Genomic DNA, 17638 nt, shown 5'->3' with positions numbered 1-17638 from the left:
TTGCAAAAGAGTCAGGCTTTAGTATTGGAACACTTTATGAGTACATTGGTTCAAAGGAAGATGTACTCTACCTTGTATGTGATGCGATTTATGAAGAGGTACGTGATCAACTAGTCCAACAACTTGATACAAAAGCAGTCGGAATTGATCGACTAAAAAAAGCGATCGCAGCTTATTTTCGAGTGATCGATCATTTACAAGATGAAGTACTAGTCATGTACCAAGAGGCTAAGTCTCTTCCAAAAGAAGCRCTCATGTATGTATTGCAAAAAGAAGTAGAAATGACAGAGATGTTTGAAGACATTATTCGTGACTATGTAACGAACTACAATGTAACTCTAAGTGAAGATGAAATTAAGCTGATGAGCCATAATATTTTAGTGCAAGGACATATGTGGACATTCCGACGCTGGGCCATTCGCAAGCTGTATACATTAGAGCAATATACAAAGCTTCAAAGCGAGCAGCTGCTTGCCCCGATCACAAAGGTTGCTAAATAAAGGAGGAAGTTTGATGTCAACAACGCAATCATATAAACCAACTAATCATGTTCGTTTCGTGACGGCTTCAAGTTTATTTGATGGTCACGATGCTTCTATTAATATAATGCGTCGTATTTTGCAAGCGAGTGGTGCTGAGGTTATTCATCTTGGGCACAACCGCTCTGTTGAAGAGATTGTAAACGCTGCCATTCAAGAAGATGTTCAAGGGATTGCGATTTCTTCTTATCAAGGTGGACACGTGGAATTCTTTAAATATTGCCATGATTTGTTAAATGAAAAAGGTGCTGGCCATATTCGCATTTATGGTGGCGGCGGTGGCGTTATTACACCTCCAGAAATTCGTGAGCTTCATGAGTACGGAATTCAACGTATTTTCTCACCTGATGATGGCCGTGAGCATGGTTTGCAGGGCATGATCGATCAAATGTTAAAAGAATGTGACTTCCCAACGGTTGAACAAGTATCAGAAGAACTGACTTCTCTTAAAGAAAAAAATGCTCGTGCTGTTGCACGTTGTATTTCTTATGCAGAGCTCCATGCGGAAGCAAAAAAAGAAGTGGCTGCTACTCTTGAAGACACATTAGAGCAATTAAAACAAATGACAAACGAAGTACCGGTTCTTGGGATCACAGGAACAGGCGGGGCAGGGAAAAGTTCCTTAACTGATGAACTCGTGCGTCGATTTTTGAACGAATTTTCTGACAAAACAGTTGCAATTCTTTCTGTTGACCCAACAAAACAAAAAACAGGCGGGGCGCTACTTGGTGACCGTATTCGCATGAACTCGATTCATAACCCACGTGTGTTTATGCGTAGTCTAGCAACACGTAACTCTCGAAAAGAAATCTCTGATAGCATTCGTGATGCGATTGATGTAGCGAAGGCTGCTGGATATGATCTAGTTATTGTTGAAACGAGTGGAATTGGTCAAGGAGACGCTGAGATTACGGAAGTCTCAGATGTATCTCTATACGTGATGACAAGTGAGTACGGAGCACCTTCACAGCTAGAGAAAATAGACATGATTGACTTTGCTGATGTGATTGCCATTAATAAATTTGATCGCAAAGGCTCAGAGGATGCTCTTCGCCACGTACGCAAGCAATATCAACGCAGCCGTACTCGTTTTGAAGAGGCACCTGAAGAAATGCCTGTTTACGGAACGATTGCAAGTCAGTTCAATGATATTGGAACGAACACGTTATTTGCCGCTCTTATGAAGACATTAAACGAGAAATGTGGAACGGGTTTTGATACGTCGATTGAGACAAGTAAAGATGTGATCAAGCAAAATGTCATCATTCCACCAGAGCAAACACAATATTTACGTGACATTGTACTGTCAGTTAGGCAGTATAAAAAGCTAACGGATGAGCAGGTTGAAGTAGCACGTAAAATCTATCAGTTAACGGGAACGATTGAAGCACTTCTTGCCCATGGCAATGCGAGTGAAGACGTTCTGAATCAACTTGAGCAAACAAAAGAATCCTTCGAGCAGAAGCTTCACCCAGCTTGTAAATCGATTCTTGATAACTGGGATTCACTGAAGGAATCTTACAGTGGAGATACATTTGTGACGAAAGTACGTGATAAAGAGCTCGTAACGGAGCTTACGACTGAAAGTTTATCTGGTATTAAGATTCCAAAAGTCGCTCTTCCAAAGTTTGAAGACTGGGGCGAGATCTTACGCTGGTCAATGGAAGAGAATGTACCAGGAGCATTCCCTTATACAGCAGGTGTATTCCCATTCAAACGTAAAGGAGAAGATCCTAAGCGTCAATTTGCTGGGGAAGGTACACCAGAACGTACGAACCGTCGCTTCCACTACTTATCTAAAGATGATGAAGCAAAGCGTTTAAGTACAGCCTTCGATTCCGTCACATTATATGGTGAGGACCCTGATTACCGTCCTGATATTTATGGAAAAGTAGGAGAAAGTGGAGTGAGCATTTGTACGCTTGAAGACATGAGAAAGCTTTATGATGGCTTTGACCTATGTGCTCCGTCAACATCGGTATCGATGACGATTAATGGTCCGGCACCAATCATTTTAGCGATGTTTATGAATACARCGATCGAACAGCAGATTAAGAAGTTTAAAGAAGAAAACGGACGCGAGCCAAACGAACAAGAATATGCTGAAGTTAAGGCCCGTACCCTTTCAACTGTTCGTGGCACTGTACAAGCGGACATTTTAAAAGAGGATCAAGGTCAAAACACGTGTATTTTCTCAACAGAATTTGCGCTTCGTATGATGGGTGATATTCAACAATATTTCATCGACCATGAGGTACGTAATTACTATTCAGTATCCATTTCTGGCTACCATATTGCTGAAGCAGGGGCAAATCCAATTAGTCAGCTAGCTTTCACGTTGGCAAATGGTTTCACATACGTAGAGTATTATTTAAGCCGCGGCATGGACATTAATAAGTTTGCGCCGAATCTATCATTCTTCTTCAGTAACGGACTTGACCCGGAATACACTGTAATAGGTCGTGTAGCACGCCGTATTTGGTCAACAGTGATGAAGAATAAGTATGAAGCAAATGAGCGCAGCCAAAAGTTGAAATACCACGTTCAAACATCAGGCCGTTCGCTTCATGCACAGGAAATTGACTTTAATGATATTCGTACGACGCTTCAAGCGCTTATGGCGATCTATGATAACTGTAATTCACTTCACACTAATGCATTTGATGAAGCGATCACCACACCGACTGAGCAATCAGTCCGACGTGCAATGGCGATTCAAATGATTATTACTAAAGAGCTTGGCCTAGCGAAGAACGAAAATTCTCTACAAGGCTCATACATCATTGAGCAATTAACAGATTTAGTAGAAGAAGCTGTTCTTCAAGAATTAGAGCGAATTAATGATCGCGGCGGTGTACTAGGAGCGATGGAAACACAGTACCAACGCAGCAAGATCCAAGAAGAGTCCATGCACTATGAAATGAAGAAACACACAGGGGAGCTTCCGATCATCGGCGTTAACACATACATGAACCCGAACGATAACTCAGAAGAAGAGTTCACCATGGAGCTTGCACGTGCAACAAAAGAAGAAAAAGAGCAACAAATCACAAATCTACGTGCCTTCCAAGAAAAGCATCAAGATAAAACAGCTGTGGCACTTAAACGACTACAAGAAACGGCAGTCACTGGCGGTAACATCTTCGAAGAATTAATCGAAACCGTCAAAGTAGCCAGCCTAGGCCAAATCACAGGCGCCCTCTACCAAGTAGGCGGACAATATAGAAGGAATATGTAGTATGAAATGCTGAGGCGACTGATTTGGCATGCGGAAAAATAAGGGGGAGCGATTTGAAGTCGCTTTTTGACTTCAATCGATGCACCGTTTTTTCCCGCAGGGCAAGGAGCCGAGGCTAGACAATATGAAATGCTGAGGCGACTGATCTGGCATGCGGAAAAATAAGGGGCCAGAATCATCTCATCAAAAAGAGGCTAGGACATAACAAAAGTAGTTAACTGAAATTCCGAACAAAACGATGAATGAGTGGATGAAATAGACGTAGACTCCTGCAGAATGATAAAGCCAAAGGTGAGACCCCGCAGTGCGATAGCACGAGGAGGCTCACCGGCTTCCTGCGGAAAGCGAAGTCTATTTCAAGAACGGCTTATATCTACATCTATCATTATGTTGGATTTTCATTTAGTTAAATCACTATTGTCCCGGCCTCTTTTTGTGCATCGCTTCTCTAGTAAATTGATCAATTTGTCTCAAATTCTTTTTCGTCTACAATCTAGCATATTTATATGAAATGTGTTTATAATGAAAGGTATGTACTTTATGCCAAATATTTAATATGCAATAGATGCAAGAATGCTGAAAGGACGTGTGTACGTTGAACCTAAAAGAGATGAAAAAGGATGAGTTACAAGAGCTTTCAATGATTGAAGTAACGTATGCTTTAATGAAAGAAAAGCGTAAACCTTATAACTTTAATGATTTAGTTAAAGAAATTGTTCAAATCAAGCAAATGACTAAAAAAGATGTGAATGAACGTATTTCATTTTTGTATACGGACTTAAACATTGATGGACGTTTCTTAACGCTTGGTGATAACAACTGGGGACTAAAAAGCTGGTACCCACACGAACAGTCTGAAGAGGAAATTACTGCACCAGTAAACCCTCGTAAAAAGACTGCTAAAGAAGAAGAGGACGATCTCATGGTAGATGGGTTCGACGGCTTCGACGATGAATTTGAAGATCTTGAAGATGAGTTGGACGAGATCTCCAATGAAGAAGATGCAGATGAAGAAGATGATGCAGATGATACCTTCACTGAAAAAGATGATCTTGATGGATTTGACGATGACGATAGTGAGGATGACTTAGAAGAAGAAGAAGAATAACGTTAATTGCGTTTTCAGTCTATTTAAGAGAGACTTGACTTCTTTGTCTGAACTATGTAGAATCATTTTTGGGCTTTATTAAAAGCTAATGCATATTACTATGACCAAAACAAAAGTGCGCCCCCTTTCTAGGGTGAGCTGTCGCTTTTGTTTTTTTTTATTTTATTGACCATTTTAGGGGAAAATACATTTTGGATGAAAAGTAGAGGAGTCGATCGCATGGCAACTAAGTATATTTTTGTTACAGGTGGCGTAGTGTCATCACTTGGTAAAGGGATTACAGCAGCTTCATTAGGACGTCTATTAAAAAACCGCGGGTTAAAGGTGACGATTCAAAAATTTGACCCATATATCAACGTTGACCCAGGGACAATGAGCCCATATCAACATGGGGAGGTATTCGTAACAGACGATGGAGCTGAAACGGATCTTGATTTAGGTCACTATGAGCGTTTTATTGATATTAACTTAAGCCAAAACAGCAATGTTACAACAGGTAAAATCTACTCTACTGTTCTGAAAAAAGAGCGTCGCGGCGATTATCTTGGTGGAACGGTTCAAGTTATCCCTCACGTAACAAATGAAATTAAAGAACGTGTTTTCCGTGCAGGTCGCGAAACGAATGCAGATGTTGTCATTACAGAGATCGGTGGAACAGTTGGTGATATCGAGAGTTTGCCTTTCCTAGAAGCGATCCGCCAAATTAAGAGTGACATCGGGATGGATAATGTCATGTACGTTCACTGTACATTAATCCCATATCTTGCTGCTGCAGGTGAGATGAAATCAAAACCAACGCAACATAGCGTAAAAGAATTACGTAGCCTTGGTATTCAACCAAATGTCATTGTTGTTCGTACAGAAAGACCAGTACCACAAGATATGAAAGAAAAGATTGCATTGTTCTGTGATATTCATAAAGATGCAGTCATCGAAGCGCGTGATGCGGAAACACTTTATCAAGTACCACTTGAGCTTCAAGCGCAAAACTTTGATCAAATCGTTTGTGACCACTTAAAGCTTTCTACAAAAGAAGCGGAAATKACAGAGTGGACAGCTCTTGTTGAGAAGGTACAAAACTTATCAAATAAAGTGAAAATTGCTCTTGTTGGTAAATATGTTGCCTTACCAGATGCATATTTATCAGTAGCAGAAGCACTTCGCCATGCAGGCTATGCATTTGATGCAGACCTTGAAATTGAATGGATTGATGCTGAAAAAGTAACAGATGAAAACGTAGAGAGCCTTCTYCAAGATGCAGATGGTATTTTAGTACCTGGTGGATTTGGTGATCGTGGAATTGAAGGGAAAATTTCAGCTATTAAATATGCACGTGAAAAATATGTTCCTTTCCTTGGGATTTGCTTAGGTATGCAGCTAGCAACCGTTGAATTTGCTCGTCACGTACTTGGTCTTGAAGGAGCAAACTCAGCTGAATTAAACCCAGCAACTCCATACCCGATCATTGACCTTCTTCCTGAGCAAAAAGATATTGAAGATCTTGGCGGTACACTACGTCTTGGCCTATACCCTTGTAAGCTTATCGATGGTTCATTGGCTCAAGCGGCATATGGTGAGCAAGTCGTATACGAGCGTCATCGTCATCGTTACGAGTTCAACAACGAATACCGTGAGCAAATKGAGAAAGCAGGATTTACGTTCTCTGGGACAAGCCCAGATGGTCGTTTAGTGGAGATCGTCGAGCTTAATGATCACCCATACTTCATCGCTTCTCAGTTCCATCCAGAATTCGTTTCTCGCCCAACACGCCCACAACCTCTATTCCGTGACTTTATTGGCGCATCATTAAAAAAATAATAAATAAAAAAGGTTTGCCTAAATTGGAGGGCAAACCTTTTTTTTAGTATAGAAAAGCTAATTAATACTCACTCATGATTTCTTTTATGGTTAAAAGCAAGCAAAAATAAGTATAGAGTCCTATAATAGAAGTTGGGTAACCACTACGTTTGCCTTCTTCATCCGGGACGAGTCCAATATCACTTTCAAAATCAATATGGACATCAGCTAGGGAATAGGCTGCATCTTGCTCATCATAGAAATTTGAAATCGCAGCAAAAGGGACGCCTTGTACATGTAATTTCGTTGCTAAGCGACATGCTTCATCATCATTAGTGAAGGGTGAAAAAAGCATCACGCGATCAGCGGTAGTGAGTTCGTTCAAATTTTCTTGAGTGAGAGCCTTAATGGATTCATCTCGGTCTGTTCCATATTCTACTTCGCTAGTAATACCGCGAAGTTCACGTGTTCCGTATACATAAACAGTGCCATCGCCAACAAGTGCTTGTGCCATCAGGCGAGCGGCATCTTCAAATTCTTCTTCTTTTTCGCGTACGGCCTTGAWACGGCCCATTAATTGAGTGGTGAAAATGGGGATCATCTTGGTAACTCCTTTTCCTCATGAAAGTCTACGTGCATTATAGCGTAACCATTTCAAAGAAAAAAGGGAAGAAACACTTAAATCGACAACGTTCGAGAACTTTGTCGGATAATAATTTGTAAGATGTTAGCTCTTTTGCAGGAATTAAGACATAGTTGCTAGAAATAGTACATGGATACGGTAGAGTAGCGACTCATTTWAAGTGAATGAGTCATTTTATTGTGAGGTAAAAAATGTTGTGAGTTTTAGGTGTTAAAAGTTAAAGGAGGATGGCTATGCATAAGGTTTTAGTAGTAGACGATCAGTATGGTATTCGAGTTTTATTAACGGAAATCCTACAAAAGGATGGTTATCAATTGTATCAAGCAGCTAATGGAGTGCAAGCTTTAAAAGTTGTGGAAGAGGACTCTCCTGATTTAGTTCTATTAGATATGAAGATTCCAGGAATGGATGGTCTTGAAATTTTACGTCGCATTAAAGAAAAGCATGAAGAAATTCAAGTGATTATGATGACGGCATACGGAGAATTAAACTTAATCAATGAGGCGATGCAACTTGGAGCGATTACTCACTTTGCTAAACCATTTGACATTGATGACGTGAGAAAAGTGATCAAAGACCACATAGTTACCACATAAACACGAGATAACTAAAAGGAAGCGTTTACTTTAAAAAACTTGTCGTTTCTCCTCTGCAAAAGGGTGTATTTCTAAGAGAGTATGCTATAATGGACACGTTCAAACTAATCGAGCGAAATGATTTAAAAGATCTCATACATATAGATAGTTGGATATTTACTGATCTATTCGGGAATCTTTTTAAATGGATACGATAGTATGCTTGCTCGCTTAGCGGACGACAGATATCTATGAATGCTCACACATAAAGGAGGATGTACGATGCCTTTAGTTTCAATGAAAGACATGCTTAACAAAGCAAAGGCGGAAGGCTACGCTGTTGGCCAATTTAACTTGAATAACCTTGAGTTCACTCAAGCAATCCTACAAGCTGCTCAAGAGGAAAACTCACCAGTAATTTGTGGTGTTTCTGAAGGTGCTGCTCGTTACATGGGTGGTTTCAAAACAGTTGTAAAAATGGTTGAATCACTTATGGAAGAGTACAAAGTGACGGTTCCTGTAGCGATTCACTTAGATCACGGTTCAAGCTTCGAAAAATGTGTTGAAGCGATCCATGCAGGATTTACATCAGTAATGATTGATGGTTCTCACTACCCACTAGAAGAAAACATCGCGCTTACTAAACGTGTTGTTGCTGTTGCCCATGCTCTTGGAGTTTCTGTAGAAGCTGAGCTTGGCCGCATTGGTGGACAAGAAGATGATCTAATCGTTGATGATGCAGAAGCAGCTTATGCGATTCCAGCTGAGTGTAAAGAGCTAGTTGAAGCAACTGGTGTTGATTGTTTTGCACCAGCACTAGGTTCAGTACATGGCCCTTACAAAGGTGAGCCTAACCTTGGTTTCGATCACATGAAAGAAATCGATGGTCTAGTTGGAATTCCACTTGTGCTTCACGGTGGAACAGGTATCCCAACAAAAGATATCCAAAAAGCGATTGAATTTGGACATGCTAAAATCAATGTAAATACAGAAAGCCAAATCTCTTCTGCAAAAGCTATTCGCGAAACGCTTGCTGCTAAGCCTAATGAATACGATCCACGTAAATTCTTAGGTCCAGCTCGTGAAGCGATCAAAGAAACAGTTCAAGGCAAAATGCGTGAATTTGGTTCTTCAAACAAAGCATAATTATAGTAAGAATTCGTTAAAAGCAGTTCACTTGAGCTGCTTTTAACGTCATTTTACGAGTGTTTTCGTCAAAAACTGGCATAATTCAACGATATTATTTTCGAACCAATATTTTTTTACTATAATGAGTAAGCGATTACAAGTCAGATAAGTAATTCTAATAGCGTTTTCAAAACGTATATTCTAAAATCCTTGAGGTGATGAGCATGAAATTTTTTATTGATACGGCAAACATAGATGAAATTCGTGAAGCAAAAGAGCTTGGTATTTTAGCAGGTGTGACAACTAATCCTTCACTTGTTGCAAAAGAAGGTGTTGATTTTCACGATCGTCTGCGTGAAATTACTGATATCGTATCTGAATCTGTTAGTGCAGAAGTAATTGCCCTTGATGCAGAAGGCATGATTAAAGAGGGGAAGGAACTTGCTGCAATTGCCCCGAATATTACAGTGAAGGTTCCAATGACCACAGAAGGGCTTAAGGCAGTCCATGCGTTCTCTGAGTTAAATATTAAAACAAACGTAACACTGGTGTTTTCCGCTGTACAAGCTCTACTTGCAGCTCGTGCAGGTGCAACGTATGTGTCTCCGTTCCTTGGTAGACTAGATGATATCGGTCAAGATGGTCTTGCGTTAATTTCACAGATTGCGGATATTTTCGATGTACACGAGATTCCGACAGAAATTATTGCGGCATCTGTGCGTCATCCGGTTCATGTAACAGAATCAGCAGCACGTGGGGCACATATTGCGACGATCCCATTTAAAGTCATTCAACAATTAGCAAAGCACCCATTAACAGATCAAGGAATTGAAAAATTCCTTGCAGATTGGAATAATCGCTAAGCCAAAAGGGCAGGGCGTTTTGGCGACAAGAAACGGTGAGAATCGTTCAATAGTGACAACTCTCACCGTTACTTTTTTCTCTCTTTGGGTATAATGGATACAAACGTTATAAGACGTATATCTATTAATCATGAGCATGGTTAGAAGGGATGCGGTTATGGAAAAATTAATGATTGAAGGCGGTCATCCACTAGAGGGTACCGTACAAATTAGTGGAGCCAAAAACAGTGCAGTCGCGTTAATTCCGGCAGCTATTTTAGCAGACTCTCCGGTTACTATTGATAATTTACCTGGTATTTCAGATGTCCAATTATTAGCTGATCTACTAAGGGAAATAGGAGGCGAGGTTGAGTTATCTCTTGCAGATCAAGAAATTAAAATTGATCCATCAGAGATGATCGCTATGCCTTTGCCAAACGGAAAAGTAAAGAAATTACGTGCTTCCTATTATTTAATGGGAGCAATGCTTGGAAAATTTAATAAAGCCGTCATTGGACTTCCGGGTGGGTGTAACTTAGGGCCTCGTCCGATAGACCAACATATTAAAGGCTTTGAAGCGCTTGGGGCTCGTGTGACAAATGAGCAAGGTGCGATCTATTTGCGTGCAGACGAACTTCGTGGAGCTCGTATTTATTTAGATGTTGTCAGTGTAGGAGCAACCATTAACATTATGCTTGCTGCTGTGCGTGCAAAAGGTCAAACGATTATCGAAAATGCCGCTAAGGAACCTGAGATCATTGATGTTGCAACGTTGCTAACAAGCATGGGTGCCAAGATTAAAGGGGCAGGTACGAACGTGATTCGAATTGATGGCGTGGATTCCCTTAAAGGGTGTCGTCATTCGATTATCCCCGATCGGATTGAAGCTGGTACTTATATGATATTAGCAGCAGCAATTGGTCAAAAAGTGATCATTGACAATGTTATTCCTTATCACGTAGATTCTCTTATCGCAAAATTGCGCGAAATGGGCGTAACCGTGGAGGCAAACGACGATCAAGTATTGATCCATAATACCGGCGAGAAAAAAGGGGTAGACGTTAAGACTCTAGTATATCCTGGTTTCCCAACGGACTTGCAGCAACCATTCACGACGCTTCTCACACAAGCAAGTGGTACGAGCATTGTAACCGATACTATTTATAATGCCCGTTTTAAACATATTGATGAGTTAAGAAGAATGGGAGCTAATGTAAAAGTTGAAGGACGTTCTGCGATTATTAACGGGAAAACGCCTCTTCAAGGTGCGAAAGTACGCGCAAGTGACTTACGTGCTGGAGCGGCATTAGTAGTAGCTGGATTAATTGCCGATGGTGTCACAGAACTCTCAGGGCTTGAACATGTTGATCGTGGTTATGAAAACTTAGAGAAGAAACTTCTAGGTTTAGGAGCTAAATTGTGGCGAGAGAAATTAACTGAAGATGAATTGGATCAAGTTAAAAGTTAGATGCAATAAGGGAGAGGGATTAGATGGAGAGAAGTTTATCGATGGAGCTCGTGCGTGTCACAGAAGCGGCAGCATTAGCTTCTGGACGTTGGATGGGACGCGGGAATAAAGAAGAAGCAGATCGCGCTGCTACTGAAGCGATGCGAGATGTGTTTGATACCATTCCAATGAAAGGTACGGTTGTTATTGGTGAGGGGGAGATGGACGAGGCGCCTATGCTCTATATTGGCGAAAAGCTAGGAAATGGCTATGGTCCTCGTGTAGATGTAGCAGTAGACCCACTTGAAGGAACAAATATCGTTGCCTCAGGACAGTGGAACGCACTAGCTGTTTTAGCTGTTGCTGACCACGGCAATCTTTTACATGCACCAGATATGTACATGGATAAAATTGCAGTGGGTCCTGAATCAGTGGGGCAAATTGATATTGATGCTCCGATTATTGATAACTTAAAAGCCGTTGCTCGCGCTAAGAATAAAGATATCGAGGATTTAGTTGTGACGATCCTTAATCGTACTCGTCATGAAAGAATTATCCAAGAAATAAGAGAAGCGGGTGCACGTATTAAGCTCTTACCAGATGGTGATGTTGCAGCTGCTGTTAACACAGCGTTTGATGACACTGGGGTAGATCTTCTGCTTGGTTCAGGCGGCGCACCAGAGGGAGTACTAGCAGCTGTTGGTTTGAAATGCTTGGGCGGAGAGTTACAAGGGCGCCTTCTTCCTCAAGACGAAGCTGAACTTGAGCGTTGCAAGAAGATGGGAATCAGTGACTCGAATAAGGTTCTTCTAATGGATGACCTTGTAAAAGGAGATGACTGTATTTTTGCAGCGACTGGGGTAACGGACGGTGAATTGTTGAAAGGTGTCTATTACAAAGGATCCAATGCGACAACCCAATCAATTGTTATGCGTGCCAAGTCAGGTACAGTTCGCTTTGTAGACGGTACTCACAGCATGCAAAAGAAGCCCGGTCTTGTTATTAAATAATGATCATAATGAAAGCTAGACATGTGTCTAGCTTTCATTATTTATTAAGTACTTTCCCTAACAACTAGTAGGTAGGAAAAACTGGATGCTTGAATAACTTTTGCTTTTTAGGGTACAATGATACAAGTATTCTGAGTTTAAATATATGACCGATCTTTTACTTATACTACTTCATCATTCTATAATCGATCCGGTGTAATATAACTATTAATAGAGTGTGGTGTAATAATGAGCAGTGTCAATATAGCCGATTTAGAAAAAATGAAGCTGAAAGAGCTTTATGAGTTAGCCAAACAATATAAAGTCTCTTATTATAGTAAACTAACAAAACGCGAACTTATTTTTGCGATTTTAAAAGGCCAAGCTGAAAAAGATGGTCTTATGTTTATGGAAGGCGTTTTAGAAATTATTCAAACAGAAGGATTTGGCTTTTTAAGACCAATTAATTACATGCCAAGTTCAGAAGATATTTATATTTCTGCCTCGCAAATTCGACGCTTTGATTTGCGTAATGGAGACAAAGTATCAGGAAAAGTAAGACCTCCTAAAGAAAATGAGCGCTATCATGGTCTACTTCATGTCGAAGCGGTTAACGGTGATGCACCTGAAACATCAAAGGAACGCCCTCACTTTCCTGCCTTAACACCTTTATACCCTGAACAAAAAATTGAGCTCGAAACTGCCCCAGGAAGAGTTTCATCTAGAATTATTAATATGATTTCCCCAGTAGGATTTGGTCAACGTGGCCTCATTGTAGCCCCTCCAAAAGCTGGTAAGACCTCTTTAATGAAGGAAGTAGCGAACAGCATTGCTGAAAATCACCCTGATGTTGAATTAATCGTGCTCTTAATTGATGAGCGTCCTGAGGAAGTAACAGATATTGAACGTTCAGTAAAAGGGGAAGTTGTCAGTTCTACGTTTGATGAAGTGCCAGAAAATCATATTAAAGTAGCTGAACTTGTGCTTGAACGCGCAATGAGATTAGTCGAGCATCGCAAAGATGTCGTTATTTTAATGGATAGTATTACACGTCTTGCGCGTGCTTATAACTTAGTCATCCCACCAAGTGGACGTACATTATCAGGTGGTATTGACCCAGCAGCATTCCACCGTCCTAAGCGTTTTTTCGGTGCAGCGCGTAATATTGAAGAAGGTGGAAGTCTGACGATCCTTGCAACAGCTCTTGTAGAGACGGGTTCACGTATGGATGATGTTATCTATGAAGAGTTCAAGGGAACCGGTAATATGGAGCTTCATCTTGATCGTAAATTGGCTGAACGCCGTATCTTCCCAGCAATCGATATTCGTCGTTCTGGTACGCGTAAAGAAGAACTTCTTTTGCCAAAAGATCAGTTAGATAAGTTATGGGCGATTCGCAAGACAATGAATGAATCGCATGACTTTGTCGATCAATTCATTCGTCGAGTGAAAAACACGAAGACAAATGCTGATTTCTTTAGTGAAATGGAAAAAGATATGAGCGGGACAAGCCGAAGAAAATAATGTAAAAGTTATTCCTCGAAAAACGGCCATGAAGCGATTAGTATGCATGTACATCTTCATACCTTTTAAATAGATGTAAAATACAGTTGCAAAAGGAAGCTTAGCTTGTTATAATTTCGTCATGTGTGATTAGATAACTCTGTTTCGAAAAGATTCAGGGCGGAAGGAGATGAAAGCAATGAGACAAGGTATTCACCCAGAATATCAAAAAGTGGTTTTCATGGATACAAGTACTGGTTTTAAGTTTCTAAGCGGTTCTACTAAAGGTTCTGCTGAAACAATCGAGTGGGAAGATGGTAACACATACCCGCTTCTAAAAGTTGAGATCAGTTCAGATTCGCACCCATTCTACACTGGTAAGCAGAAGCTTAACGATGTTGGTGGACGTGTTGATCGTTTCAAGAAGAAATACAACATGAAGTAAACTGGATATGCGAACAGGCAAGCGCACTGCACTTGCCTGTTTTTTTTGCACCGATGCGTGCACAGCCGTGCATTTATTGACTGAAATAGGCAGTATTTTGCAAGATTAAGCTAGAATGAGTACAACCCAATACATGTCAAAATGAATGTTGAGATAAATTGAGATGCTAAGATTGAAAAGCAAAGTTCTGAAATGAAAAGGTTGAAATGCTATGAACAAAGATGGTCATTACTTTGGGCTAAGCATTTTTATTATTTGTTGTAAGGTGGGGAATGAATATGGGTGTGACGGGGCATGAAGGTCGTTTAGAAGTAATTTGTGGAAGTATGTTCTCAGGAAAATCAGAAGAGCTAATTCGTCGAGTACGTCGGGTGAGCTTTGGGAAACTTAAAGTACAAGTATTTAAGCCAGTAATTGATAATCGCTACAGTGAGGAAGAGGTTGTTTCCCATAATGGAACAAAGGTGTGTGCTATGCCGGTACGCACTTCCGTTGATATTCTTGAGCACGTAAATCCCGAGACGCAAGTCGTTGCAGTAGATGAAGTTCAATTCTTCGATGAGGGGATTGTGGCAGTTGCTGATGAGCTTGCCAATCGTGGGATTCGTGTCATTTGTGCAGGCCTTGATCAGGATTTCAGAGGAGAACCGTTTGGACCGATTATGCCACTTATGGCTTTGGCAGAAGAAGTTACAAAACTTCAAGCGGTTTGCCCAGTCTGCGGAACGCCAGCAAGCAGAACACAGCGATTAATTGACGGAAAGCCTGCTTCTTATACAGATCCAATTATTTTAGTAGGCGCTTCTGAAGCTTATGAGCCACGCTGCCGCACATGTCATGAAGTACCAAATAAGCCGTCACGCTTACCGAATGTACCTGTTAAACATGGTCAAATCTAACAACGTGTAAGGCGTCTTTATTGGGTAACCTAATCATGCAGCGTCACCTGCTGCAGGAGGTGCTCACAATGAGGAAAAAATGGTTAGTTGGGTTATTGGTTGGGACGTTCTTAGTAACAGGGTGTAACGATCCGGATACTCCTGATGTTCAAGCGCTGAATGATAACCATCGGATTTCTCCTGAACAAGTAACATATGGTTTACTTGGACCGGGGCCAATTAATTATGGTTCGATTCGTCACTCTGCTATGAAGAGTCAAATGGCAGAAGTAAACACCACTGGGGGTAGTTATCGCTCTGCGAATAACTATCATCAGGACTTAGGGGACGATCAAGCTCTTATGAAGCGAATCGTTGCAAATGAATCACCATTTAATCCGGGTTCTGTGATGATTGCCGGGCATAACGCTTGGGTAACCGTTCATGTTCCACAGGAGTTTGACCAAACGAACAAACAAACGGAGCTCGACAAGTTGAAACGAACATTCTTGCTTGAAGTTCCTAGGTATGAAATTCATTTAAAAGAAAGTTAATGGAAACACCCGCGCTTGCGGGTGTTTTTTTGAGGTCTTACTAAAGCTTAAATTGCTTAACAGAATGTTGTAGGTTTTCAGCCATACTTGAAAGGACATTTGATGCTGCTGTAATTTCTTGCATGGTTGCATTTTGTTCTTCAGCTGAAGCTGCAACATTTTGAGAATAATCAGAGGAGCTAGCGGCAATTTCTGAAGCGGCTTCAATGGCTTGAGCCATTGTTTGTGTGGCATCTTTTATCTCTTGAACAGCGTGTGATACTTCTTGAACTTGCTTTGTTACTTCTGTAACGGAGCTTGAAATACCTCCAAATTCAGCGCCGGCTTGATCAACTAAGGCACTTCCGTCGCCAACGGCAGCTTTACCAGCTTCCATGGAAATAATCGATTGCTTGATATCTTTTTGGATTTCGCTGATTAAATGATTTATTTGACTGGCTGATTGATTGGATTGTTCAGCTAGCTTTCGTACTTCATCAGCAACGACAGCGAATCCGCGACCATGTTCACCTGCCCTAGCTGCTTCAATCGCAGCGTTTAAAGCAAGGAGGTTCGTTTGTTCAGATACTGCTGTAATCAATGATACAATATTTCCGATTTCATTGGATTTACTCCCAAGCTTATGGACAACAATAGAAATATCGTCGGTCTTATCATCGATGACTTTCATTTGATCAATGGTTTGGCTAATGACTTGAAGACCTGATTCAGACTTGTTTTTAGATGTTATTGCGGAGCCATTTGCCGCTTCTATACCTTTTGCAATATAATTCATACTTTCTAAAATAGCTGCTGCAGATTCCCTCGCTTGTAAGGAGGTTTCTGCTTGATCATCGCTACCAGYTGCCACGGCTTGGATGGATTCTGTAATTTGATCTGAGGCTCTACTTGTTTCCTCAGCACTAGCCGTTAATTGTTCTGAAGTAGCAGCTACTTGGGTTGAGGTATCAGAAATATGGGTGATCATTTCCCTTAAGCGTTTTGACATAATGTTCACATTCTTTGATAAAGTTCCGATTTCATCATGATGTCCTTGATCAATGTCATTGATCGTCAGGTTGCCTTCAGCTAATTGTTGTACTTGCTGGTCAACCCGAATAATCCGTTCAGAGAATAGTTTTGTAAACGTATAAATAATTAGACCTCCAATAATGAGGGAGACACTTAATACAATTAGAATGTTCATTAAAATAGTATTAGCCTCTTTATTAAAATCACTCATATACGAACCGCCTGAGATGACCCAATTCCAATTAGGGTCAAGTTGGTTATACATAATTTTTGGTTCGACGGTACTTGGGTCATTTGGTAAGGCCCATTGATACTTGGTAAAACCTCCCCCAGATTGTGCGATTTCAATGGCGTTCTGTGTGAAGTATTGTCCATCAACATCTTGAACATCCCAAAGACTTTCTCCTTCGATGCTAGGGTGAGAAACGAGAGTGCCACTTAAATCATAGATAATAATATATCCATTTTCTCCAAGGTCAATATTGCGGTTAATCGGTCTTGTGCCATCAGCTTGTCTAATTCCCAAAGATGCTTCCTTTACCCGCTCCTGAGCATCTTCAAGTGTTAAAGCGCCACTTTCAACCTCGGTATTAACGCTTTCAATTAGTTGTGCTGTCATGTAGACGCTATTTTGAATTTTAGTTGCACCGACATCATCCAAGCTATTTTTCGAGGTGAAATAACTGGTGATGCCAATGATTAAACTTGGAAATAAAAGAAGAAGCAAAGTAATGATGACGAGCTTAGAGCGAATGTTCATGTTTCTTATTTTGTTAATCACAATTGCAAAATCTCCTTTCCACTGTAATGTATAGTACTTATTATATAGTATATCGGCACTATTTTTGAAATTATTAGAAAATAAAACCGAAATAAAAAAAGAGCCCTTTAAAGGCTCTTTACCCACGACGTCTTGCGGCTTGTTGAATGGGGTCCCAAAC

The 17638-nt window shown here is 40.7% G+C and carries 15 protein-coding genes; 13 read left to right on the top strand and 2 right to left on the bottom strand.

Annotated features, from left to right (window positions below; genetic code table 11):
- From AB685_RS21380 to AB685_RS21365, 4 genes are all read left to right on the top strand, one after another.
- Positions 1 to 500, top strand: a 500-nt coding sequence (locus tag AB685_RS21380) for a TetR/AcrR family transcriptional regulator (protein ID WP_047972614.1), incomplete at its 5' end; no start/stop codon positions are given.
- 13 nt (positions 501 to 513) lie between these two features.
- The gene (gene icmF / locus AB685_RS21375; protein WP_047972613.1) at positions 514 to 3777 is read left to right on the top strand and encodes a fused isobutyryl-CoA mutase/GTPase IcmF; all 3264 of its coding nucleotides are present in this window, start codon (positions 514 to 516) and stop codon (positions 3775 to 3777) included.
- 610 nt (positions 3778 to 4387) lie between these two features.
- Entirely contained in the window at positions 4388 to 4885 is a 498-nt protein-coding gene (gene rpoE, locus AB685_RS21370; protein WP_347230876.1) for a DNA-directed RNA polymerase subunit delta, read from the top strand.
- Between the two features lie 219 nt (positions 4886 to 5104).
- Complete coding sequence (locus AB685_RS21365; protein WP_047972611.1) at positions 5105 to 6703, top strand: CTP synthase; 1599 nt, start codon at positions 5105 to 5107, stop codon at positions 6701 to 6703.
- Between the two features lie 61 nt (positions 6704 to 6764).
- Here the strand turns inward: AB685_RS21365 and AB685_RS21360 are convergent, their stop codons facing one another.
- The gene (locus tag AB685_RS21360; protein WP_047972610.1) at positions 6765 to 7283 is read right to left on the bottom strand and encodes a DUF2529 domain-containing protein; all 519 of its coding nucleotides are present in this window, start codon (positions 7281 to 7283) and stop codon (positions 6765 to 6767) included.
- A 275-nt stretch (positions 7284 to 7558) separates the two neighbouring features.
- On the opposite strand from AB685_RS21360, the gene AB685_RS21355 reads away from it, so the two are divergent.
- The 9 genes from AB685_RS21355 to AB685_RS21315 all read left to right on the top strand — a co-directional run bounded on the left by AB685_RS21355 (position 7559) and on the right by AB685_RS21315 (position 15686).
- Positions 7559 to 7921 carry a response regulator gene (locus AB685_RS21355; RefSeq protein ID WP_047972609.1) on the top strand — a complete coding sequence of 121 codons (363 nt, stop codon included), beginning with the start codon at positions 7559 to 7561 and terminating at the stop codon, positions 7919 to 7921.
- 261 nt (positions 7922 to 8182) lie between these two features.
- Positions 8183 to 9046, top strand: a complete 864-nt coding sequence (fba, locus tag AB685_RS21350) for a class II fructose-1,6-bisphosphate aldolase (RefSeq protein WP_047972608.1) — start codon at positions 8183 to 8185, stop codon at positions 9044 to 9046.
- Positions 9047 to 9252: 206 nt separating this feature from the next.
- Positions 9253 to 9891 (top strand): fructose-6-phosphate aldolase, encoded by a 639-nt coding sequence (gene fsa, locus AB685_RS21345; protein WP_047972607.1) that lies wholly within the window; start codon positions 9253 to 9255, stop codon positions 9889 to 9891.
- A gap of 157 nt (positions 9892 to 10048) precedes the next feature.
- Positions 10049 to 11338, top strand: coding sequence for a UDP-N-acetylglucosamine 1-carboxyvinyltransferase (locus AB685_RS21340; protein WP_047972606.1), 1290 nt, complete (start codon positions 10049 to 10051; stop codon positions 11336 to 11338).
- A 23-nt stretch (positions 11339 to 11361) separates the two neighbouring features.
- A complete protein-coding gene (glpX, locus tag AB685_RS21335) occupies positions 11362 to 12327 on the top strand; it encodes a class II fructose-bisphosphatase (RefSeq protein ID WP_047972605.1) in 966 nt (321 codons plus the stop codon).
- Between the two features lie 228 nt (positions 12328 to 12555).
- Complete coding sequence (gene rho, locus AB685_RS21330) at positions 12556 to 13830, top strand: transcription termination factor Rho (protein WP_047972604.1); 1275 nt, start codon at positions 12556 to 12558, stop codon at positions 13828 to 13830.
- 178 nt (positions 13831 to 14008) lie between these two features.
- Entirely contained in the window at positions 14009 to 14254 is a 246-nt protein-coding gene (locus AB685_RS21325) for a type B 50S ribosomal protein L31 (protein WP_047972603.1), read from the top strand.
- 278 nt (positions 14255 to 14532) lie between these two features.
- Complete coding sequence (locus AB685_RS21320) at positions 14533 to 15153, top strand: thymidine kinase (protein WP_047972602.1); 621 nt, start codon at positions 14533 to 14535, stop codon at positions 15151 to 15153.
- 68 nt (positions 15154 to 15221) lie between these two features.
- Positions 15222 to 15686 (top strand): hypothetical protein, encoded by a 465-nt coding sequence (locus tag AB685_RS21315; RefSeq protein WP_047972601.1) that lies wholly within the window; start codon positions 15222 to 15224, stop codon positions 15684 to 15686.
- Between the two features lie 40 nt (positions 15687 to 15726).
- Here AB685_RS21315 and AB685_RS21310 read toward each other — a convergent pair.
- Positions 15727 to 17638 (bottom strand): methyl-accepting chemotaxis protein (locus AB685_RS21310; protein ID WP_241773355.1); only part of this gene is annotated, 1912 nt, incomplete at its 5' end.

Source organism: Bacillus sp. LL01 (genome assembly GCF_001037965.1).
This window is presented reverse-complemented; position numbering and strand designations above follow the sequence as displayed.

What these genes read in the sequence shown, in the direction of transcription:
- rpoE (WP_347230876.1), top strand. Translation starts at nt 4,388, where the DNA reads ATGAAAAAGGATGAGTTACAAGAGCTTTCAATGATTGAAGTAACGTAT.
- AB685_RS21355 (WP_047972609.1), top strand. Translation starts at nt 7,559, where the DNA reads ATGCATAAGGTTTTAGTAGTAGACGATCAGTATGGTATTCGAGTTTTA.
- fba (WP_047972608.1), top strand. Translation starts at nt 8,183, where the DNA reads ATGCCTTTAGTTTCAATGAAAGACATGCTTAACAAAGCAAAGGCGGAA.
- fsa (WP_047972607.1), top strand. Translation starts at nt 9,253, where the DNA reads ATGAAATTTTTTATTGATACGGCAAACATAGATGAAATTCGTGAAGCA.
- AB685_RS21340 (WP_047972606.1), top strand. Translation starts at nt 10,049, where the DNA reads ATGGAAAAATTAATGATTGAAGGCGGTCATCCACTAGAGGGTACCGTA.
- glpX (WP_047972605.1), top strand. Translation starts at nt 11,362, where the DNA reads ATGGAGAGAAGTTTATCGATGGAGCTCGTGCGTGTCACAGAAGCGGCA.
- rho (WP_047972604.1), top strand. Translation starts at nt 12,556, where the DNA reads ATGAGCAGTGTCAATATAGCCGATTTAGAAAAAATGAAGCTGAAAGAG.
- AB685_RS21325 (WP_047972603.1), top strand. Translation starts at nt 14,009, where the DNA reads ATGAGACAAGGTATTCACCCAGAATATCAAAAAGTGGTTTTCATGGAT.
- AB685_RS21320 (WP_047972602.1), top strand. Translation starts at nt 14,533, where the DNA reads ATGGGTGTGACGGGGCATGAAGGTCGTTTAGAAGTAATTTGTGGAAGT.
- AB685_RS21315 (WP_047972601.1), top strand. Translation starts at nt 15,222, where the DNA reads ATGAGGAAAAAATGGTTAGTTGGGTTATTGGTTGGGACGTTCTTAGTA.